The following is a 20,833-nucleotide window of genomic DNA, read 5'->3' on the forward strand; positions in this document are numbered from 1 at the left end:
CCGGTATCAGGGCGTGTGAAAGTGCTAACAAGGATGCGTAATGAAAAGTGAGATTCTGTCTGTTAAAGAGAAGATTGGCTACGGAATGGGCGATGCGGCGAGCCACATTATCTTCGATAACGTCATGTTATATATGATGTTCTTCTATACCGATATTTTTGGTATTCCGGCCGGATTTGTCGGCACCATGTTCTTACTGGCGCGTGCGCTGGATGCCATCTCAGACCCTTGCATGGGGCTGCTGGCCGACCGTACCCGGTCGCGCTGGGGGAAATTCCGCCCGTGGGTGCTGTTTGGCGCACTGCCGTTTGGTCTGGTTTGCGTGCTGGCCTACAGTACGCCAGATCTCAGCCTGCACGGCAAAATGATTTATGCTGCAATTACTTACACGCTGCTGACCCTGCTCTACACCGTAGTGAACATCCCCTACTGTGCGTTGGGCGGTGTCATCACCAATGACCCCGCGCAGCGTATCTCCCTGCAATCATGGCGCTTCGTGCTGGCGACGGCGGGCGGCATGCTCTCCACCGTGCTGATGATGCCGCTGGTGGATCTGATTGGCGGCGAGGATAAAGCGTTCGGCTTTCAGGGCGGGATTGCCGTGCTCTCGGTGGTGGCGTTCCTGATGCTGGCGTTTTGCTTTTTCACCACCAAAGAACGCGTGGAAGCGCCGCCGAGCACCACCTCGATGCGTGAAGACCTGCGCGACATCTGGCAGAACGATCAATGGCGCATCGTCGGCCTGCTGACCATTCTCAACATCCTGGCCGTCTGCGTACGCGGCGGGGCGATGATGTATTACGTCACCTGGATCCTGGGTACGCCAGAAGTATTTGTTGCCTTCCTTACCACCTATTGTGTCGGCAACCTGATCGGCTCTGCACTGGCGAAGCCTCTCACCGACTGGAAATGCAAAGTCAGCGTCTTCTGGTGGACCAACGCCGCGCTGGCGGTCGTCAGTCTGGCGATGTTCTTCGTACCGATGCACGCCAACATCACTATGTTCGTCTTCATCTTCGTGATTGGCGTACTGCATCAGCTCGTGACGCCAATTCAGTGGGTAATGATGTCCGACACCGTGGATTACGGCGAGTGGTGCAACGGAAAACGTCTGACGGGGATCAGCTTTGCCGGCACGTTGTTCGTGCTCAAGCTGGGCCTGGCGCTCGGTGGGGCGCTGATTGGCTGGATGCTGGCAGGTGGGGGCTACGACGCCGCAGCGAAAACCCAGAACGGCGCCACCATTAGCATCATCATCGGGCTGTTCACCATTGTCCCGGCTATTTGCTACCTGCTGAGCGCCGTGATTGCCAAACGCTTCTATACCCTGAAAACGCCGTATCTGACTGAAATCATGAGCCAACTGGCGCAGGGCGCGCGTCGCAATCAGCAAGATTTTACGACGAAAGAATTACAGAACTAAGGAACCGATGATGAAAATAAGCGATGGAAACTGGCTGATTCAGCCCGGTCTGAACGTGATTAACCCGATTCAGGTGTTCGAGGTTGAACAGCAGGGCAATGAGATGATTGTCTACGTTGCGCCGCGAGACGTGCGTGAACGTACCTGGCAACTGGATACCCCATTGTTTACCCTGCGCTTCTTCTCGCCGCAGGAAGGCGTGGTGGGCGTGCGTATGGAGCATTTCCAGGGTGCGCTGGATACCGGTCCGCATTACCCGCTAAATGTGCTGCAGGATGTGAAGGTCGAGATGCGCAACACCGCTGAGATTGCCGAACTGAAGAGCGGCAATCTCAGCGTGCGCGTTACCAAAGGTGAGTTCTGGTCGCTAGATTTCCTGCGTAATGGCGAGCGTATTACCGGCAGTCAGCTGAAAAACAACGGCTACGTGCAGGAGACCCACAGCGGGCGTAACTATATGTTTGAGCGCCTGGATCTGGGTGTCGGCGAAACGGTATACGGCCTGGGCGAACGCTTTACCGCGCTGGTGCGTAACGGGCAAACGGTAGAAACCTGGAACCGTGACGGCGGCACCAGTACCGAGCAATCTTACAAGAACATCCCGTTTTATCTCACCAACCGCGGCTACGGCGTGCTGGTGAATCATCCGCAGTGCGTGTCGTTTGAAATCGGCTCTGAGAAAGTGTCGAAAGTGCAGTTCAGCGTGGAAAGCGAGTATCTGGAATACTTCGTTATTGACGGCCCAACGCCGAAGGACGTGTTGAACCGTTATACCCAATTCACTGGCCGTCCCGCGCTGCCGCCCGCCTGGTCGTTCGGCCTGTGGCTGACCACGTCATTCACCACCAATTACGATGAAGCGACGGTTAACAGCTTTATCGACGGCATGGCCGAGCGCAATCTGCCGCTGCACGTTTTTCACTTCGACTGCTTCTGGATGAAAGCCTTCCAGTGGTGCGACTTTGAGTGGGACCCGCTGACCTTCCCGGACCCGGAAGGCATGATCCGCCGCCTGAAAGAGAAAGGGCTGAAGGTGTGCGTGTGGATCAACCCGTACATCGGGCAAAAATCACCGATTTTCAACGAGCTGAAAGAGAAGGGCTATCTGCTCAAGCGACCGGATGGTTCCCTGTGGCAATGGGATAAATGGCAGCCGGGCCTGGCGATTTATGACTTCACTAATCCGCAAGCCTGTGATTGGTATGCCAACAAGCTGAAAGGTCTGGTGGATATCGGCGTTGATTGCTTCAAAACCGACTTTGGCGAACGCATTCCCACGGATGTGCAGTGGTTTGACGGTTCCGATCCACAGAAAATGCACAACCATTATGCGTACATCTACAACAAACTGGTGTGGAGCGTGCTGAAAGAAACCGTCGGTGAAGAAGACGCTGTCCTGTTTGCCCGTTCAGCTTCAGTGGGCGCGCAGAAGTTTCCGGTGCATTGGGGCGGCGATTGCTATGCCAACTATGAATCGATGGCGGAAAGCCTGCGCGGCGGGTTGTCCATTGGTCTGTCCGGCTTTGGCTTCTGGAGTCACGATATTGGCGGCTTTGAGAATACCGCCCCGGCGCACGTCTACAAGCGCTGGTGTGCGTTCGGGCTGCTCTCCAGCCATAGTCGTCTGCACGGGAGCAAATCCTACCGTGTGCCGTGGGCGTACGATAATGAATCCTGCGATGTGGTGCGCTACTTCACCGAGCAGAAATGCCGCATGATGCCGTATCTGTATCGCGAAGCGGCCCGTGCCCATGAGCAAGGCACACCGATGATGCGCGCGATGATGCTGGAGTTCCCGGACGATCCGGCGTGTGATTACCTCGACCGCCAGTACATGCTGGGCGATAGCGTAATGGTCGCACCGGTGTTTAGCGAGGCCGGCGATGTGCAGTTCTACCTGCCGGAAGGACGCTGGACGCATCTGTGGCTTAACGACGAGGTGTCTGGCAGCCGCTGGCATAAGCAGCGGCATGACTTCCTGAGCCTGCCAGTCTACGTGCGTGAGAACACCCTGCTGGCGCTGGGCAGCAATAACCAGAAGCCGGACTACGCCTGGCATGAAGGAACCGCGTTCCAGCTGTTCCATTTGCAGGAGGGACGGGAAGCGGTGTGTGAAGTGTCTGCGATGGACGGCTCGGTTATCTTCACGCTGAAGGCGACGCGTGTAGGTAATACCATCACTGTGAAAGGGAATGGTGAGGCACGTAACTGGACGCTGTGCCTGCGAAATATTCAGAAAATTGGCGGCATTAAATGCGGGTCGCATATGGGCAGCGAGCTGGGTGTAGTTATTACTCCACAGGGCAGTGAGCTGACGATTACCTTGTAAGCATGTGTCGACGTGGTGCCGGATGCGTTTTATCCGGCCCACGCTGCGAGCAGCATTCCAGATCTGAAAATCCAAAACATCCTGAATTAAATTTTTATCTCTGCATATTTGCGAGCGGTATCACTCTGATTCCCGCGAAAAATGTGATCTGCGCCGTAAATATCTCACTATTTCCTCCTTTTGTCTTATTTCTGTCCGGAATACAGGACACGATTTAGTATTGTTGGCGCATCGTAGTCCTCTTATATTTATCATCACGGATTACACGTGGAGCATAAATGCTTCTTTAGATATTTAATCTGGTATGTAATAAGGGTAAATAATGCAAATGATTACCTCGCGACAAAACAGATTATTAAAGTTTCTTCTATCACGGAAGGAATATGTCACGCTGCTGAAAATTGCCGAGTATTTATCTGTTTCAGAGAAAACTGTGCAGCGCGATCTGCGCTTACTGGAACCCTGGTTATCAGAATGGAAAATAACCATCGATAAACGTGCTGGTGCTGGGGTGATATTAAGTTCCGATAATATTACTGACCTTTTATATATGGACCAGTTATTAGGATCGGAGGGTGATGATACTGACGGCATGATGAATAATTCACGGCGAGTCAAGATAGCCTCACAATTATTAAGCGAAACGCCTCATGAAACGTCGATCAGTAAGTTATCCGAGCGTTATTTTATTAGTAGTGCATCGATTGTTAACGATCTGAAAGTGATTGAATCCTGGATTACCCCGCTGGGCCTGTCGCTGATTCGCAGCCAGAGCGGTACGCACATCGAAGGCAGCGAGAGCGGTGTACGCCAGGCAATGGCATCGCTGATTAACGGCGTGATTAACCATAATGAACCTGGCAGCGTAATTTATTCACGTCTTGATCCGGGCAGCTATAAAGCGCTGGTGCATTACTTCGGCGAAGAAGACGTTTTGTTTGTCCAGACGCTGTTGCAGGAAATGGAGAACGATTTGTGTTGGTCGTTGGGCGAGCCTTATTACGTCAATATTTTTACCCATATTCTGATCATGATGTACCGCATCACGCGGGGCAACGCGCTACCGAGAAAAGAAGAGAGCATCACTACCTGTGATGAGAACATCTTTTCCATTGCCAGTCGTATGATTCAACATATTGAAAAACGCATTGCCCACCCGCTGCCGGAAGACGAAGTCTGGTTTATTTATCAATACATTATCTCTTCCGGCGTGGTAATTGAAGAGCATAACGACGTGAGCGTGATTGGCCATATGCACTCCAGCGATGAAGCGCGCTTGATTACCCAGCGGCTGATTGCCACCTTCGCTGAAATGGTCGACAGCGATCTTAGCCAGGATACTGCGCTGTATGACGGATTACTGATCCATATTAAGCCGCTGATTAACCGCCTGAACTACCAAATCCGCATCCGTAATCCGCTGCTGGAGGACATTAAAGGCGAGTTGCAGGACGTGTGGCGTCTGACCCAGTGCGCGGTAAATCGGGTGTTTAGCGGCTGGGGCGAGCGGGCCGTGTCGGAAGATGAGGTGGGGTATCTAACCGTACATTTTCAGGCCGCAATGGAGCGGCAGATCGCGCGTAAGCGCGTGCTGCTGGTCTGCTCAACCGGTATCGGTACTTCCCACTTACTCAAAAGCCGCATTCTACGCACTTTTCCGGACTGGACCATCGTTGGCGTGGTGTCGGCTGGTAGCTTGCCTTCCGTACTGACGGACGATATTGAACTGGTGGTATCGACAATTAATTTACCCGCTGTTGCCATGCCGGTTGTGTATGTCACCGCCTTTTTCAATGATGCGGATATTAAGCGAGTAACAGAAACGGTTATTACGGAAAAATTACATCGGGCGACGTCGCTGGTCGTTGAAAATTAATGTCTGAACTCCATGAGGTATGATTGATGGACATCACGAAAATACTCAATACAAATCGCGTTATTTTGGACATGAAGGCCACGAACAAAACGGAGGCTATTGAGGAACTGACGGATATTCTGCAAAAAGATGGGGCAATTAGCTGTCGGGAAACGTTTATTCAGGATGTCTGGCAGCGTGAATCAGAAGGCTCGACCGGTTTCGAAAACCATATTGCTATTCCGCACGGCAAATCCTCGGCGGTGGTCAATACCACGCTGGCAATTGGGCGTACCCGCCAGGATATTCCCTGGGAAACCCTGGATGGCAGCAACGTGCGCTGCATCATTCTGTTTGCCGTACGTCTTGAAGATCAAAACACTACACATATTCGTCTGCTTTCGCAGGTTGCCGGCGCGTTGGCGGATGACGACATTATTGAACAACTGTTAGTCGAAAGCAGTCCACAGAAAATTATTGAGCTTTTTAGCCAATATGCTGAATCCAATGTCTGCTAAATAAAAAGTGGAGCATGTTATGAATATTGTTTGTGTTGCCGCCTGTACGGCGGGTATTGCGCACACCTATATTGCCCGTGAGAAGCTAATTAAAGGTGCTAAAGCGCTTGGTCATAATATAAGAGTTGAAACCCAGGGAACTATCGGCACGGAGAACGAACTGCTGACAGAGGATATTTCTGCAGCTGATGTCGTAATTCTTGCTGTCGATGTCAAAATAAAAGGGGAGGAACGATTTTCAAATAAACGCATCGTGCGAGTGAAAACCGAAATCGTCATAAAATCGCCCATTCAGTTTCTTGAAAAGGTCGAAAAATCATTAGTTAATAATAACCAGTAGCGATCCTCATTTTGGAGGGATTTCACATGAGTGAAAATAAAATTCCGCTATCTCAGGAAATAAAAAGACATTTATTAACGGGGATTTCGTGGATGATTCCGTTAATTGTCGCCGCCGGGATCTGTATTGCTCTCGGGCAAATACTTGGCGGCACTAACGTGGGTGAAAAAACATGAACCATACCCTGGATGCTCAACCAGATTGGCGGCTGGGGGATGGGGTTAATCGTACCGCTGATTAGTGCGGCGATTGCGTACTCCATTGCCGATCGTCCCGGATTTGCGCCGGGCCTGATTGTCGGCTTTGTTTGCGGCGAAATTCATACCGGTTTTATCGGCGGGATGCTGGGCGGGTTCCTGGTCGGTTATACCGTACTGCTACTTAAGCGCTATATCCGTTTGCCACAGTCGATGCAGGGGCTGATGCCCATCATGGTGTTGCCGGTACTGAGTACCGTCATTGGCGGCCTGTTGATGATGACGCTGATTGGCAAGCCGATAGCCTGGCTGCAGGACGCGTTGATTCATCTGCTGGAGTCCATGCAGGGCGGATCCCGCTTTCTGATGGGCGCTATCCTCGGTGCGATGGCGACATTCGACTTCGGCGGACCGGTGAATAAAACCATGTCGCTGTTTGCTGACGGCATGCTGGTCAGCGGTGTGTACGGTCCGGAAGCGGTGAAGTTTGTTGGTTCGATGATCCCGCCGTTCGGCATTACGCTCTCCTTCCTGCTGACGCGTCACAAGTACACCCGTGCGGAGCGCGAGGCGCTGAAAGCAGCATTTCCGATGGGGATCTGCATGATTACCGAAGGGGTCATTCCGATTGCGGCGCGCGACCTGCTGCGCGTAGTGGGGTCCTGTGTGGTGGCTTCGGCGGTAGCGGGAGGGCTCATTATGGTATGGGGCGTTGAAAGCCCGGTCCCGCACGGCGGTATGTTCGTGGTCCCACTCTTTACGCACCCGCTGTTGTTTTGCCTGGCGCTGGGGATCGGCACGGTGATTTGCGGCGTCATGCTGTCGCTGTGGAAGAAACCGGTGACCGAGCGTGACGAAGAGTTTGACGAACTCAGCGATCAAAAGCTGAAAGACGAAGACATCACCTTCACCCTGGAATAACCGGAGGCCGTATGTTTGCCGATATGAAAAGCATGGTGACAAAAGCCTGGCGTGAGCAGTACGCGCTGCTGGCTATCAACTGCATGAACCTGGAAAGCGCCCGCGCGGCAGTTCGGGTAGCTGAGAAACACCGTGCGCCCATCATTCTGAATCTGTATCAGGGGCATCTGGACCATTTTCCTGCGCCGCTAGCAGTAGCGATCGTCAAAACGTTGGCGGAAGAAGCCTCGGTACCGGTCGCGCTGGCGTTGGATCATGGAAAGGATCCTGTACGCATTCGTCAGGCTTTCCGCGCCGGATTCAGCGGGTTAATGATCGACGCCTCGGCGTTTGCACTGGAGGAGAACATTCGCCAGACCCGGGCGGTGGTAGAACTTGCAGCCAGCGTTTCTCTGTGCGTGGAAGGCGAGTTGGGTCATTTGGCCGACGCCCCGCGTTATGACCACGAGACTAACGCGGATTTGATGACTCAGGCCGCCGATGTTTTACCGTTTATCCAACAAACCGGGATCGACTTACTGGCAGTATCGGTCGGTACGGCGCACGGCATGTACGCGCCGGGCGTTACGCCAGCCATTGATTTCCAGCGGCTGGAGGAAATTGCCCGATTATCAACTGTGCCACTGGCGCTGCATGGCGGCAGCGGTACGCCGTTTGATCAGTTGCAGCGCTGTCCGACGTTTGGCGTCGCCAAGATAAACGTTGGCGCGGCGGTCTTTGAAGCCGGAAAGGCCGCGCTGCTGCACACCCTGTGTCGCGACACATCCGGTGAGCTCGTTGATGCCCTGGCCCTGATGGAGCAGGCCTGCGAGGAAGCCATTATTCCGTATCTACAGGCCAGCGGCGCTATCAACAAAGCCTGATTCGTTTTCTGTAACGCCTTCTATGCCTCTGCGATAACGCACTGGCAGGGCTTTCTACACCCTGAAACTGGAGAATTGACATGTTAGTTTCGATGAAAGAATTACTGCAACCTACCCGTCAGCACGGTTTTGCCATCGGCGCATTCAACGTGGCGGACAGCTGCTTTGTACGTGCAGTCGTGGAAGAAGCGGAAGCGACTAACACCCCGGCGATTATCTCGATTCACCCCAGCGAACATGATTTTGTCGGCGATGCGTTTTTTAGCTACGTCCGCGATATCACTCTGCGCAGCCCGGTTCCCTTTACTCTGCATCTGGACCACGGCGCTTCGGTTGAGCATGTCCTGAGGGCGATTCAGTGTGGGTTTACCTCGGTGATGATTGATGGATCGCTACTGCCGTATGAAGAAAACGTGGCGCTAACCCGCGAAGTGGTCAAACTGGCGCATGCGGTAGGCGTCTCGGTTGAAGGTGAGCTGGGTACAATTGGCCAGACCGGAACGTCAGTGGAAGGCGGCGTATCGAAGGTTACCTATACCGATCCAGCTCAGGCACAGGATTTTATCGCCCGTACCGGCGCAGACACGCTGGCGGTGGCGATTGGAACCGCGCACGGGATCTACCCGAAAGGGATGCAGCCAGAGCTGCAAATGAACATCCTGCGCGATATTGCCGGGCGTGTGGACATTCCGCTGGTGCTGCATGGTGGCTCCGCGAACCCGGATGCGGAAATTGCCGAATCCGTTACGCTGGGCGTGGGTAAAATCAATATTTCCAGCGATATGAAATACGCCTATTTCCAGAAAGTCCGCGAAATCCTGGCGAAAGAAACCTGGTGGGATCCGAACGTGATTTACCCGGAAGCGATTAGCGCCGCGCGTGACGTGATCCGCCACAAAATGAAATTGTTCGGTTCAACCGGCAAAGCATCACTTTACTAACGGCATGCAGGCGGGGTGACCCGCCTTTTTCGCAACAAGGAAAAGTGGAATGAAGCGTTCACACATTAATTATGCCGTCGATAAAGCGCATGCCATAGCCGAGACTTTTCGGGTCTGTCTGCCTGATTTTGCGTATTTTACGGCTGACGTCTGGCGGCAACAGGATCAAACTCTGTGGGGTGAAGTGTTCGATCTCCGGCTGGGCTGGGACATTACCGACTTTGGGCGTGGAGATTTTGCGCAAACGGGACTGACGTTACTGACGTTGCGCAATGGTCAGCCAGGGTCAGCGGGTTATCCCAAACCGTATGCCGAAAAGATGCTGCAAATTCAGCAGGATCAGCAAACGCCATGGCATTTTCATCGCCATAAAATGGAAGATATCGTGAATCGCGGCGGCGGTGACTTATGTATGCAGCTGGCATGGGCCACGCCTGATAACGGGTATGACGCACGGCGTATTGTTGAAGTTAGCGTCGATGGTCAGCGGCATAGCGTGAAACCCGGTGAGACGCTGGTGTTGAAACCGGGGCAGGGGGTGTGTCTGCCGCCGCGGCTGTATCATCGCTTTTGGGCGGAGAAAGCATTTGTGCTGGGCTGGGAAATCTCGATGGTCAATGACGACCTGCATGACAACCATTTCCTTGAGCCGGTCGGTCGCTTTCCGACGATAGACGAGGATGAGCCGGTGAAGTGGTTGCTGTGCAGCGAATATAGTCGTTATGAGCGTGAGTAGGCCCGGTGGCGCTTCGCTTACCGGGCAATAAATCATTGCGCAGGTGGTGGGGCTGTGACTTCACTCCCCGAAACCACGCCCGCCTGCATGGTCTGCGTGACCTGCTGTTTCTCCGCGTTCACCGCATGTAGTTGGCCGCTGACCGTTGGCTTGAGCGGCGCGTCGGCCTGAATATTGCCGCTGGCGGTAAGCTGAATATTACCGTCGCCGGAAAGCGGCAGCACGGGCCATCCCCATTGTTGCAGAATCGTCATTGGCACGCCGCGCCCGTTCAGGCTGATCTGAGCCTGGCGCTGAGGCAACTGCGAAATGCTGGCGGTGGCCTCCAGCAACCCTTTTTCCGTATAGGCACTCAGTTCGCCGATATTGATGGTGCTGTTGTTCGCCGTCAGCGCCAACGAAGGGCGACGCACGTCGGTGCGGTTGAATGTGGCGGCTGCGGCATTGAGGGTGGCGCTGCCGCTCCAGATCCCCCACTGATTATTTTGTACCAGCCCGAGGTTGGCACCGTAGCCGTCCAGCGCGGTGAGCTGCCATGGGAAGTCCGGATCGATATCAATCACCAGATTACGGCTGGCGCTGAATTTCTTCAGCGTCAGGCTGTTTAGCCAGGTGGGCAGGGGTTTCATCCACAGCTGTTTCCAGTTTTCTGGCAGCGTGTATTCCAGGCCGGCGATGGCGGCATCATCGAGGACCAGCGCTTTGTTGTTGCGCAGCCAGTTACCCGATGTTCTGACCATACCGCCTTCCCAGCGGGTGGTGAACTGGCGCAGCGCAATACCCTGCGGCGAGAATTCAGCGTTCAGAATCGGATCGAAGAAGTGCAGCGAGCCGTAGATAAACTCGCTGGCGTTCATCGACAATTTTCCTTCCTGAGTTTGCCAGTCATCCTTGCTGAAGGTCATGTTGCGCAAGCTCAGATCGAGATCCGTAACCGCCCAGTCAGGGCCTTGCAGACGGGCATCCGTCACTTCCAGACGACCAATTTGCAGGGAAGGAATGGTACTTAACGGGGCAAAAAAATCGGCCAACGATTTGTCGCTTTGCAGCCGAATATCGTTCAGGCGCAGATTCTCCACCACCCAGCTACCGTCGGCATTGCGCTGCGCTACACCGGTTAATGCCCCACGCGCCACGTCCGCGCCAATATTGCTTAGCGTCACCCGGTCATGGTCGATGCTGCCTTCAATCAATACGTTGGTGGTCGGGACATCGTTCAGCGTCAACGAACTGGCGCTGAGCTGAATTTGCGCTTTGCTGCCGAGAATTTTGCCCGCCTCAGGGCTCCAGGGCATGACGCCGCCGTTAACGCGCTGCGCGCTCAGGGCCCATTCGCTGCCGGGGCTGTTAAGCGCCATATCCTGCAACTGCAGGCGATCGGCCTGGAAAGGCAACGGCGCGGTTTGCTGCGACAAATTCAGCGTACCGTTTTGCAACAAAATGGTGTCAACATGCAGCGGGTCGGTGATTTGGCGGCTGCTCAGTCCAATATCGACCGTTTTAGCGACCAGCGTCGCGGGCTGACCATCCCGGCCAAAGGTGACGTTTTCCAGCAGAATATGGGAAGGGGAAGAAAACCGGTGATCGATGGCATCAAAGGCCAGATGGTAGCTGCTGTTCTGTGAAACCCAGGCGCTGACGTGCTCTGCGCCCCAGCGGGTTTGCAGTAGAAAATAAAGGCCGAGGATCGCCACTGCACAGGCGATCAGCACGTAAAGAAGCAGCTTTCCAATAAATTTCATGGTCTTCCATCCCGCGAAGTGCACATAGTCAAGTTATGCACGATTTACGCGCAATGCTCAAGGCGGGAATGGTGAAAGAGCGTTACAGCGGCGTTGATTCAGAATCAACGCCGCATTTCGCTTACGCTTTCTCTGGCGGGAAAATCAGGTTCAGAACAATAGCGGTAATACCGCCAGCAGCAATGCCGGAAGAGAGCAGGTTTTTCACCCAGTCCGGGGCGAACTGCAGGATCAACGGCTGCTGGGAGACGCCGAGACCAACAGCCAGCGACAGCGCGATAATCAGAATCGCGCGACGGTTCAGCGGCTCACGGGACACAATACGCACGCCGGATGCGGCGATAGTACCGAACATTACCAGCGTTGCCCCGCCCAGTACTGGCTCAGGAATATGCTGTACAAAACCGCTGACCGCCGGGAACAGACCCAGCGCGATCAGCATCAGCGCCACCACAAAACCAACATAGCGGCTGGCAACGCCGGTTAACTGAATAACCCCGTTGTTCTGACCAAAACAGGAGTTAGGGAAGGTATTGAACACGGCAGAAACAAATGAGTTCAGACCGTTCGCCAGCACGCCGCCTTTCAGACGCTTCATATACAGCGGGCCAGAGACGGGTTGCTCGGAGACATCGGAAGTAGCGGTAATATCACCGATGGTTTCCAGCGAGGTGATCATAAAGACCAGCATCAGCGGTAATAGTAAGCTCCAGTCAATACCCAGGCCATAATACAGCGGCGTTGGCACCATCAGCAGATCCTGACTTACCGGCGCGGTATTTTGCGGCAGCATATCCATAAACCAGGCCAGCAGGTAGCCCGCCGCCATTGCGATCACCAATGACGCAACGCGCAGGTACGGGTTGCGCTGGCGGTTAAGCAGGATAATCAGCGCCAGTACGACGCCTGCCAGCATTAAATTCTTCGGTGCGCCAAAGGTGTTGTCGCTCATTGCGGCATAGCCGCCGCCAATCGATGTCAAACCCACCTGAATCAGCGACAGGCCGATAATCATCACCACCACGCCTGAGACCAATGGGGTAATGATCCGCCGCGCCAGATGCAGTACGCGTGAGATAACCATCTCAGTGCAGCTGGCCAGCATCAGCGTACCGAACAGCGCCGCCATCATGGTTGGAACATCTGCGCCACCGGTTTTTAGCGCCGTACCACCCATAATCAGTGGCGCAACAAAGTTAAAGCTGGTGCCCTGAATGGATAACAGCCCTGAGCCGACCGGCCCCCAGGCTTTGATCTGAATGATAGAAGCCACGCCGGAAGCGAACAGCGACATACTGATAATGTGTTGAGTATCCTGAGCCGGTAAGCCGAGCGCCTGGCAAATTAACAGAGCAGGGGTGATTACCGCGACGAACATGGCCAGCAGGTGCTGACAGGCGGCAAACAGGGTCTGGGCTAGCGGGGGGCGATCTTCAAGACGGTAAATCAGTTCACTGTTGTGAGTCTGCGCAACCGGTTGCGCATTTGTTGACTCTACGGCGTTAACGGACATCAGAGGCAATCCCATGGTGGAAAAGCGGTGATTTTATCTGACCAGGGCAGAAAAGCAAACGTTTGCCAGTAAGTATTCTTAATATTTAAAACGGATAAACAAACATTTTTATATAACCTTTCATCATTTTCTGCTTAAAATCCACCCCGAAAACTCAATAAGAGCTAAAAATCGGTCTGGAAAGCATCGTGCGTGATTGTGCTAAACGCACTAATGGAGCTGTAAATGTTTTATCTCGATACGTTATCAACACTGGTTGCGGCAACCCTTGTGTTGCTGCTGGGACGTAAGCTCATCCAGTCTGTTTCCTTCCTGAAAAAATACACGATTCCTGAACCTGTCGCTGGCGGATTGCTGGTGGCGATTGCGCTGCTGGTGCTGAAAAAAAGCATGGGCTGGGAAGTGAACTTCGACATGACCCTGCGCGATCCGTTGATGCTGGCATTCTTCGCCACCATCGGCCTGAACGCCAATATCGCCAGCCTGCGCGCCGGTGGCCGCGTGGTGGGTATTTTTCTGATTGTGGTTGTTGGCCTGCTGCTGATGCAAAACGCCATCGGGATCGGTATGGCAACCTTGCTGGGCCTGGATCCTTTGATGGGTCTGATCGCCGGTTCGATAACCCTCTCTGGCGGACACGGAACCGGGGCCGCCTGGAGCAAGCTGTTTATTGAACGTTATGGCTTCACCAATGCGACTGAAGTGGCGATGGCTTGCGCAACGTTTGGCCTGGTGCTGGGTGGACTGATTGGCGGTCCGGTGGCGCGCTATCTGGTCAAACACTCCACCACGCCAGATGGCATGCCGGACGATCAGGCCGTGCCGACCGCGTTTGAAAAGCCGGACGTCGGGCGCATGATCACTTCGCTGGTGCTGATTGAAACTATTGCGCTGATCGCTATCTGCCTGACGGTGGGGAAAATCGTTGCGCAAATGCTGGTCGGAACGGTGCTGGAACTGCCGACCTTTGTCTGCGTGCTGTTTGTTGGGGTGATCCTCAGTAACGGTCTGGCATTACTGGGCTTTTACCGGGTGTTCGAGCGTGCGGTTTCGGTGCTGGGTAACGTGAGTTTGTCGTTGTTCCTGGCGATGGCGCTGATGAGCCTGAAGTTGTGGGAGCTGGCTTCTCTGGCTCTGCCGATGCTGGCAATTCTGGTTGTGCAGACTATTTTCATGGCGCTGTACGCGATATTCGTCACCTGGCGCATGATGGGTAAGAACTACGATGCCGCCGTACTGGCAGCCGGGCATTGCGGTTTTGGTCTTGGCGCGACGCCGACGGCGATTGCCAACATGCAGGCGATTACCGAACGCTTTGGGCCATCCCATATGGCGTTTCTGGTGGTGCCGATGGTGGGGGCGTTCTTTATCGATATCGTCAACGCGCTGGTGATTAAGCTGTATCTGCTGTTGCCGATTTTTGCGCAATAACGGCTGTGCGGCGGAGTCATGTCCGCCGCGATTAATTCACTATGCGTTGGAATAGCGCTCGGTTTCCGGCATCCAGCGCTCAATCAGCGCCACCGCCTGTTGCGGGTAACGTTCGTGAATATGGCGGGCAATGCGCTGAACTTCCGGAATAATTGCCTGATCGCGCAACAGATCCGCTACTTTGAATTCCGCCGTTCCGGTCTGGCGAGTACCTAACAGCTCGCCGGGGCCGCGGATCTCCAAATCTTTTTGTGCAATCACAAACCCGTCGTTGCTGTCGCGCAGAACCTGCAGGCGTTTTTGCGCTGTTTTTGACAGTGGTGATTTGTACAACAGGACGCAGTGGGAGGCTACCGCGCCACGACCGACGCGGCCGCGCAACTGGTGTAACTGTGCTAAACCCAAACGCTCCGGGTTTTCAATAATCATCAGGCTGGCGTTTGGCACGTCCACACCCACTTCAATTACCGTGGTGGCAACCAGCAGATGCAGTTCACCCTGCTTAAAGGCCGCCATTACTGACTGCTTCTCGGCGGGCTTCATACGGCCGTGTACCAGGCCAATATTGAGTTCTGGCAGCGCAATTTTAAGCTCTTCCCACGTTGCTTCTGCTGCCTGAGCTTCTAACAGATCAGACTCTTCAATCAGCGTACAGACCCAGTATGCCTGGCGCGCTTCGTGGGTACAGGCGTTGCGCACGCGATCAATGATGTCGCTGCGGCGGGTATCCGGAATCGCCACCGTAGTGACCGGCGTACGCCCCGGAGGCAGTTCGTCAATGACTGATGTGTCGAGGTCGGCATAGGCGGTCATCGCCAGCGTGCGCGGGATGGGCGTGGCAGTCATGATGAGCTGGTGCGGATGGAAACCCTGCTGCTGGCCTTTCTCCCACAGCGCCAGACGCTGATGCACGCCAAAACGATGCTGTTCGTCGATGATAACCAGCGCCAGTCCATTGAACTGCACCTGTTCCTGGAAAATCGCGTGCGTGCCGACAATCATCTGCACCTGACCGCTGGCGATAGCTTCCTGCTGCGCCTGGCGCGCTTTGCCTTTCTGTTTACCTGCCAGCCAGCCCACTTCAACGCCCAGCGGCGCGAACCAGTTACGGAAGTTATTCGCATGCTGCTCAGCCAGTAGTTCGGTGGGGGCCATCAGCGCAACTTGCTTGCCATGTGCAATTGCCCGTAGAGCAGCAAGTGCTGCAACCAGCGTTTTACCGGAGCCGACATCGCCCTGCACGAGGCGCATCATCGGGACATCCAGCGCCATATCATGTTCGATCTCAGCGGTAACGCGGGCCTGTGCGCCGGTCGGTTTAAACGGTAGCGCCGCCAGCAGCTTATCTTTCAGCGCATTGTTTGCGCTCAGCGGCTGGGCATGAAAACGCTGGGCTCCGGCGCGTAACGCCAGCATGCTGAGGTTATGCGCCAGCAGTTCTTCCAGAATGAGACGTCGCTGCGCCGGATGCTGGCCGGTTTCCAGATCGCTCAACTGCAGTGACGGCGGTGGGCGGTGCAACGTGCGCAGGGCTTCCGGCAGGCTCATCATGCCCTGCAACAGCTCTGGCGGCAGCAGTTCGGCAATGGCGCAGGTATCGAGCAGGTCCAGCGCCTGATCGGTCAGCTTGCGCAGCGTGGCCTGCTTCACGCCTTCGGTAGTCGGATAAACAGGGGTAAGCGTTTCCTGTAATTCCGGCGTGCTGAGATCGCCCTGCACACGGTATTCCGGGTGGATCATCTCTGCACCGTATTTCCCGCGTTTGGCTTCACCGTAGGCCAGCACCCGGCGACCGGTGGCGAGGCTGTTTTTCATTGCTGCGCTGAAGTTGAAAAAGCGCATGGTGAGAATGCCGGAGCCATCGCTGATCTGACAGGTCATCATCCGGCGACCGCCGAAGGTGATATTGCAGTTCAGCACTTCGCCTTCAACGGTGGCATAGACGCCCGGCAGCAGTTCGCCAATTGGGTACAGATGGGTACGGTCTTCGTAACGCAGGGGGAGGTGTAGCAGGAGGTCCTGTACGGTGTGCAGGCCAATTTTCGCCAGTTTACTGCTTTGCGCTGCGCCAACGCCGGTCAGAGAGTTGAGTGGGATGGCATCCAGTAAACGGCCTTTCATCGCGTTTATCTCGCAGATTGCATAGTGGCCCACCACGTTGCATCGGCTTCAATTTCGCCCTGCGTGTTTACGTGAGGGTAGGGAAGACCTTTGCGCTTAGCGACATTCGCCAGCACCGGATAACCGCCTTCAAACAGCAAACGCTGCTGCTCGTCTTGTGGCAGCATGCTGTTTTCTCGTCGGTACATCCCAGCGTTTTGCCGCTGGCGTTGTGCTTCGTACAGAATCAGCGCGGAGGCGACCGAAACGTTCAGCGACTGCACCATGCCAGTCATGGGAATGATGATGTCCTGATCAGCCAGATCCAACGCTTCCTGAGTGATGCCGGTTTTCTCCTGGCCCATCAGGATGCAGGTGGGGCGCGTGTAATCAATCTCGCGAAAATCCACTGCTTTATCTGACAGATGGGTTGCCAGCACCTGCATGCCGCGGTTTTTTAAATGTGAGACCGCATCGCCAATAGTAAGGTGAGTTTTAACCTGTACCCAACTGTTACTGCCTGCGGCAGAAGAGGCCATGGTGCGCATACGGCTACCCGGCCAGACGGCGTGGACTTCATGCACGCCGACCGCATCTGCAGTACGAATGATAGCGGAAACGTTATGAGGTTTGTGGACCTCTTCCATGCAGACGGTCAGATCGGGCTGACGACGTGCGAGCATTTCGCGGATACGTGCATAGCGCTGTTCATTCATAAAACGTGTTCTAGTTACGGTTACGGGTGACTTTGATCACGTCCGGCATGACGCGGATTTTGCGCATGATATTTGCCAGGTGCACACGGTCGCGGGCGGTCAGGCGAATAAAGGCGCTATAGACGCGGCCATCTTTCTCTTCCGTATTCAGACTTTGAATATTGGAGGTGGTCGTGTTAATTGCCGCCGTCAGGTTCGCCAGAGCACCCTGGTGGTTAAACATATCCACCTTAATCTCGGTGATGAACTCCTGCTCCGTCTCTTTATCCCATTCCACCGCCATAAACTTCTCAGGCTCTTTCTGGTAGCCACGAATGTTACGGCAGGATTCATGGTGAATCACCAGACCTTTACCCGGGCTGACGTGGGCAATGATGGGATCGCCTGGAATCGGACGACAGCATTTCGCGAAGGTGATCAGCACACCGTCTGCGCCTTTGATCGGCAGATGACCATGGCCAGATTGTGCCGGTACGTTCGCTGTTGCTTCGCCCTGCTGGAGGTTTTTCGCTACCACCACGCTCATGGCGTTACCCAGACCGATTTCTGCGAGCAGATCGTCAAGCGTGGCGAGCTTCATGCGCTCAAGCTCACGCTGGATGCTCTCTGGCGGGATCTCAGCCAGTTTACGGCTACCGCCCAGGGCATGGTTGAGCAGTCGACGGCCCAGACTGACGGAATCATCGCGCTTGAGGTTTTTCAGCAGTTGGCGAATCTTGGCGCGCGCTTTCGAACTGACGACGAAGTTAAGCCATGCCGCATTCGGACGTGCGCCCGGCGCGGTAATGATTTCAACGGTCTGACCGCTAAACAGCGGTTGTGAAAGCGGGTAAGGCTGTCTGTCGACACGTGCGCCGACGCAGGCGTGACCGATATCGGTATGCACGGCGTAGGCGAAGTCGACAGGCGTTGCACCGGCGGGCAGTTCGACAATGCGCCCTTCCGGTGTGAAAACATAAATCTCATCCGGGAAGAGATCAGATTTGACGCTTTCAATAAATTCAAACGAGCTACCGGCGCTCTGCTGCAGTTCCAGCAGGCTTTGCATCCAGCGCTGAGCGCGGATTTGTGCGGTGGTGCTGCTTTCGCCGCCGTGCTCTTTGTAAGCCCAGTGCGCCGCCACACCCATTTCTGCCATCTGATCCATGTCTTCAGTACGAATTTGTACTTCAACCGGAACGCCATGAGGGCCGATCATTGAGGTGTGCAAAGACTGATATCCGTTCGCTTTTGGAATGGCGATATAGTCTTTCACGCGACCAGGACGCGGTTTGTACAGGCTATGCATCTGGCCGAGTACGCGATAGCAGGTATCGGAATCATGAACAATGACGCGAAAAGCGTAGATATCCATGATGGAGTGAAAACGCTGCTCTTTGAGCACCATTTTGCAGTAGATAGAGTACAGGTGCTTCTCGCGCCCGCTCACGCGACACGGAATGCCTGCCTCCTGCAAACGCCCTTCGATTTCCGAGAGGATTTTTTGGATCATCTCTTTGCGGTTGCCGCGAGCGGCTTTAACCACTTCTTTAATCACGCGATAGCGGTTCGGGTACAGCGCTTCAAAACCCAGCTCTTCCAGCTCGGTTTTAATGTGATGAATACCTAAACGGTGTGCCAGCGGACTATAGATTTCGAGGGTTTCACGGGCGATGCGGCGACGCTTGTCCGGGCGTAATGAGCCCAGCGTGCGCATATTGTGAGTACGGTCGGCAAGTTTGATGAGAATGACGCGGATATCCTGCACCATCGCCATAATCATCTTGCGAAAGTTTTCGGCTTGCGCCTCTTTCTTATCGCGAAACTTAAGCTTATCAAGCTTCGATACCCCTTCTACTAGCTCTGCAACGCTTTTACCAAAAAGCTGTTCCATGTCCTGATAGGTGGCTGGGGTATCTTCAATCACGTCATGCAGCAGCGCAGCCATCAGCGTTTCGTAGTCGAGTTTCATCTCGGCCAGAATACAGGCTACCGCTACCGGGTGCGTGATATAGGGTTCACCGCTTGAACGTGTCTGGCCCTCGTGAGCGTCACGTGCAACGAGATACGCCTGCCGAAGACGCTTAATCTGGTCTTCCGGCAGGTAGTGTTGAATCAGTTGATTCAGGCTTTCAAACAGATACAAGGGCGACCCGCTTTGTGATTAACGACGACCTTCAGCAATAGCGGTAACAGCTTGTAATTCAGCGGCTTCCTGCTCTTGCTGTTCCTGGCGCTCACGCACGTCGAGGATCTGGTTGTTGATCAGACCTTCTTCGATTTCGCGCAGCGCGATAACGGTAGTTTTATCGTTTTCTTCCGGTACGAGCGGATCCTTTCCGCCTACCTGCATCTGACGAGCGCGACGCGCGGCGACCAGTACCAGGTCAAAACGGTTACCAATTTTCTCTACAGCGTCCTGAACAGTTACGCGTGCCATACTTAAAATGCTCCACAGGTGAAGAAATGACTGGGCATGATACTGAATGTGGGTTCAGTCTGCCAACAGTTTGCTGATTAAAGCGTCATGACGCTGCTTTTGGCGGCTCATGCGCAGACGTTCGGCGCGAATGATCGTTTTCAAATCGCCCAGGGCAGTATCGAAGTCATCATTCACAATCAGATAATCATATTCGGCGTAATGGCTCATTTCTGCAACAGCTTGCGCCATACGTTTTGCGATAACTTCTTCGCTATCCTGACCACGGCCACGCAGGCGGCGGTCCAGCTCAATCTTAGAAGGTGGCAAAATAAAAATACTGCGTGCATGCGGCATTTTTTCACGAATTTGCTGCGCACCTTGCCAGTCGATATCTAAAAAGACATCGACGCCCGATGCCAGTACTTGCTCAATTGCCTCACGCGAGGTGCCGTAGTAATTGCCAAATACCTCAGCGTGTTCCAGGAACGCATCTCTGCCAATCATGGTTCTGAATTCATCATGGTTCACAAAGAAATAGTGTTCACCATGCACTTCCCCCGGACGCGGAGCGCGCGTGGTGTGCGAAACAGAAACCTGGGTGTCATACAACGGTTGGGTTTTTAATAAAGCCTGAATCAGGCTGGATTTACCCGCGCCACTGGGGGCAGAAACAATATAAAGCGTGCCTTGAGCCATGAGTATCTTAATGTATGTGATTGTCGAAAGAGAGCCTACATACGGGCTTATTATACACGTAGCCGCTTTGCTACGTAGCCTTTGTCACACTTTTTGCGCATGTTTATTGCG

Annotated in this window: 16 protein-coding genes and 1 pseudogene; 10 read left to right on the plus strand and 7 right to left on the minus strand. The window is 54.3% G+C overall.

Going from position 1 to position 20,833, the window contains the following annotated elements; translation table 11 throughout:
• The first annotated feature begins 40 nt into the window (after positions 1-40).
• From I6L54_RS01765 to I6L54_RS01805, 9 genes and pseudogenes are all read left to right on the plus strand, one after another.
• Complete coding sequence (locus I6L54_RS01765) at positions 41-1,423, plus strand: glycoside-pentoside-hexuronide family transporter (protein WP_040231552.1); 1,383 nt, start codon at positions 41-43, stop codon at positions 1,421-1,423.
• 10 nt (positions 1,424-1,433) lie between these two features.
• Positions 1,434-3,752, plus strand: coding sequence for an alpha-xylosidase (gene yicI, locus I6L54_RS01770; RefSeq protein ID WP_040231553.1), 2,319 nt, complete (start codon positions 1,434-1,436; stop codon positions 3,750-3,752).
• A 322-nt stretch (positions 3,753-4,074) separates the two neighbouring features.
• Positions 4,075-5,628 (plus strand): BglG family transcription antiterminator, encoded by a 1,554-nt coding sequence (locus I6L54_RS01775; RefSeq protein WP_040231554.1) that lies wholly within the window; start codon positions 4,075-4,077, stop codon positions 5,626-5,628.
• A 26-nt stretch (positions 5,629-5,654) separates the two neighbouring features.
• Complete coding sequence (locus I6L54_RS01780; RefSeq protein ID WP_003024008.1) at positions 5,655-6,125, plus strand: PTS sugar transporter subunit IIA; 471 nt, start codon at positions 5,655-5,657, stop codon at positions 6,123-6,125.
• 19 nt (positions 6,126-6,144) lie between these two features.
• Positions 6,145-6,465, plus strand: a complete 321-nt coding sequence (locus I6L54_RS01785; protein WP_003844521.1) for a PTS fructose transporter subunit IIB — start codon at positions 6,145-6,147, stop codon at positions 6,463-6,465.
• A gap of 26 nt (positions 6,466-6,491) precedes the next feature.
• Positions 6,492-7,583: pseudogene (locus tag I6L54_RS01790) on the plus strand (PTS fructose transporter subunit IIC).
• 11 nt (positions 7,584-7,594) lie between these two features.
• Positions 7,595-8,446 (plus strand): class II fructose-bisphosphate aldolase, encoded by an 852-nt coding sequence (locus I6L54_RS01795; RefSeq protein WP_040231556.1) that lies wholly within the window; start codon positions 7,595-7,597, stop codon positions 8,444-8,446.
• Between the two features lie 80 nt (positions 8,447-8,526).
• Positions 8,527-9,387 carry a ketose-bisphosphate aldolase gene (locus tag I6L54_RS01800; RefSeq protein ID WP_040231557.1) on the plus strand — a complete coding sequence of 287 codons (861 nt, stop codon included), beginning with the start codon at positions 8,527-8,529 and terminating at the stop codon, positions 9,385-9,387.
• Between the two features lie 49 nt (positions 9,388-9,436).
• A complete protein-coding gene (locus tag I6L54_RS01805) occupies positions 9,437-10,123 on the plus strand; it encodes a D-lyxose/D-mannose family sugar isomerase (RefSeq protein ID WP_040231559.1) in 687 nt (228 codons plus the stop codon).
• 32 nt (positions 10,124-10,155) lie between these two features.
• Here I6L54_RS01805 and I6L54_RS01810 read toward each other — a convergent pair whose 3' ends face one another.
• Both I6L54_RS01810 and xanP read right to left on the minus strand, forming a co-directional pair.
• Positions 10,156-11,865, minus strand: a complete 1,710-nt coding sequence (locus I6L54_RS01810) for an AsmA family protein (RefSeq protein ID WP_040231561.1) — start codon at positions 11,863-11,865, stop codon at positions 10,156-10,158.
• Between the two features lie 121 nt (positions 11,866-11,986).
• Positions 11,987-13,378, minus strand: a complete 1,392-nt coding sequence (gene xanP, locus I6L54_RS01815) for a xanthine/proton symporter XanP (RefSeq protein ID WP_005122594.1) — start codon at positions 13,376-13,378, stop codon at positions 11,987-11,989.
• Positions 13,379-13,603: 225 nt separating this feature from the next.
• Here xanP and gltS point away from each other — a divergent pair, with 225 nt between their 5' ends.
• Positions 13,604-14,809: a sodium/glutamate symporter gene (gene gltS, locus I6L54_RS01820; protein ID WP_005122595.1), complete on the plus strand. Its 1,206-nt coding sequence runs from the start codon at positions 13,604-13,606 to the stop codon at positions 14,807-14,809.
• A 39-nt stretch (positions 14,810-14,848) separates the two neighbouring features.
• On the opposite strand, the gene recG is transcribed toward gltS, so the two are convergent.
• The 5 genes from recG to gmk are packed head-to-tail and all read right to left on the minus strand — an operon-like array spanning position 14,849 to position 20,722.
• On the minus strand, positions 14,849-16,930 hold the full coding sequence (recG, locus tag I6L54_RS01825; RefSeq protein WP_040231563.1) for an ATP-dependent DNA helicase RecG: 2,082 nt from the start codon (positions 16,928-16,930) through the stop codon (positions 14,849-14,851).
• Positions 16,931-16,935: 5 nt separating this feature from the next.
• On the minus strand, positions 16,936-17,625 hold the full coding sequence (gene trmH / locus I6L54_RS01830; protein WP_040231564.1) for a tRNA (guanosine(18)-2'-O)-methyltransferase TrmH: 690 nt from the start codon (positions 17,623-17,625) through the stop codon (positions 16,936-16,938).
• A 10-nt stretch (positions 17,626-17,635) separates the two neighbouring features.
• On the minus strand, positions 17,636-19,750 hold the full coding sequence (spoT, locus tag I6L54_RS01835; RefSeq protein ID WP_005122599.1) for a bifunctional GTP diphosphokinase/guanosine-3',5'-bis pyrophosphate 3'-pyrophosphohydrolase: 2,115 nt from the start codon (positions 19,748-19,750) through the stop codon (positions 17,636-17,638).
• A gap of 18 nt (positions 19,751-19,768) precedes the next feature.
• Positions 19,769-20,044, minus strand: a complete 276-nt coding sequence (gene rpoZ / locus I6L54_RS01840; RefSeq protein ID WP_000135058.1) for a DNA-directed RNA polymerase subunit omega — start codon at positions 20,042-20,044, stop codon at positions 19,769-19,771.
• 54 nt (positions 20,045-20,098) lie between these two features.
• Complete coding sequence (gene gmk / locus I6L54_RS01845) at positions 20,099-20,722, minus strand: guanylate kinase (RefSeq protein WP_005122601.1); 624 nt, start codon at positions 20,720-20,722, stop codon at positions 20,099-20,101.
• Positions 20,723-20,833 lie beyond the last annotated feature (111 nt).

The sequence above is a fragment of the Citrobacter pasteurii genome (genome assembly GCF_019047765.1).
GTDB lineage: Bacteria > Pseudomonadota > Gammaproteobacteria > Enterobacterales > Enterobacteriaceae > Citrobacter > Citrobacter pasteurii.

Bases quoted from the DNA above. Each gene is read 5' to 3' on its own strand.
- I6L54_RS01765 (WP_040231552.1), top strand. From the start codon at position 41: ATGAAAAGTGAGATTCTGTCTGTTAAAGAGAAGATTGGCTACGGAATG.
- yicI (WP_040231553.1), top strand. From the start codon at position 1,434: ATGAAAATAAGCGATGGAAACTGGCTGATTCAGCCCGGTCTGAACGTG.
- I6L54_RS01775 (WP_040231554.1), top strand. From the start codon at position 4,075: ATGCAAATGATTACCTCGCGACAAAACAGATTATTAAAGTTTCTTCTA.
- I6L54_RS01780 (WP_003024008.1), top strand. From the start codon at position 5,655: ATGGACATCACGAAAATACTCAATACAAATCGCGTTATTTTGGACATG.
- I6L54_RS01785 (WP_003844521.1), top strand. From the start codon at position 6,145: ATGAATATTGTTTGTGTTGCCGCCTGTACGGCGGGTATTGCGCACACC.
- I6L54_RS01795 (WP_040231556.1), top strand. From the start codon at position 7,595: ATGTTTGCCGATATGAAAAGCATGGTGACAAAAGCCTGGCGTGAGCAG.
- I6L54_RS01800 (WP_040231557.1), top strand. From the start codon at position 8,527: ATGTTAGTTTCGATGAAAGAATTACTGCAACCTACCCGTCAGCACGGT.
- I6L54_RS01805 (WP_040231559.1), top strand. From the start codon at position 9,437: ATGAAGCGTTCACACATTAATTATGCCGTCGATAAAGCGCATGCCATA.
- I6L54_RS01810 (WP_040231561.1), bottom strand. From the start codon at position 11,865: ATGAAATTTATTGGAAAGCTGCTTCTTTACGTGCTGATCGCCTGTGCA.
- xanP (WP_005122594.1), bottom strand. From the start codon at position 13,378: ATGTCCGTTAACGCCGTAGAGTCAACAAATGCGCAACCGGTTGCGCAG.
- gltS (WP_005122595.1), top strand. From the start codon at position 13,604: ATGTTTTATCTCGATACGTTATCAACACTGGTTGCGGCAACCCTTGTG.
- recG (WP_040231563.1), bottom strand. From the start codon at position 16,930: ATGAAAGGCCGTTTACTGGATGCCATCCCACTCAACTCTCTGACCGGC.
- trmH (WP_040231564.1), bottom strand. From the start codon at position 17,625: ATGAATGAACAGCGCTATGCACGTATCCGCGAAATGCTCGCACGTCGT.
- rpoZ (WP_000135058.1), bottom strand. From the start codon at position 20,044: ATGGCACGCGTAACTGTTCAGGACGCTGTAGAGAAAATTGGTAACCGT.
- gmk (WP_005122601.1), bottom strand. From the start codon at position 20,722: ATGGCTCAAGGCACGCTTTATATTGTTTCTGCCCCCAGTGGCGCGGGT.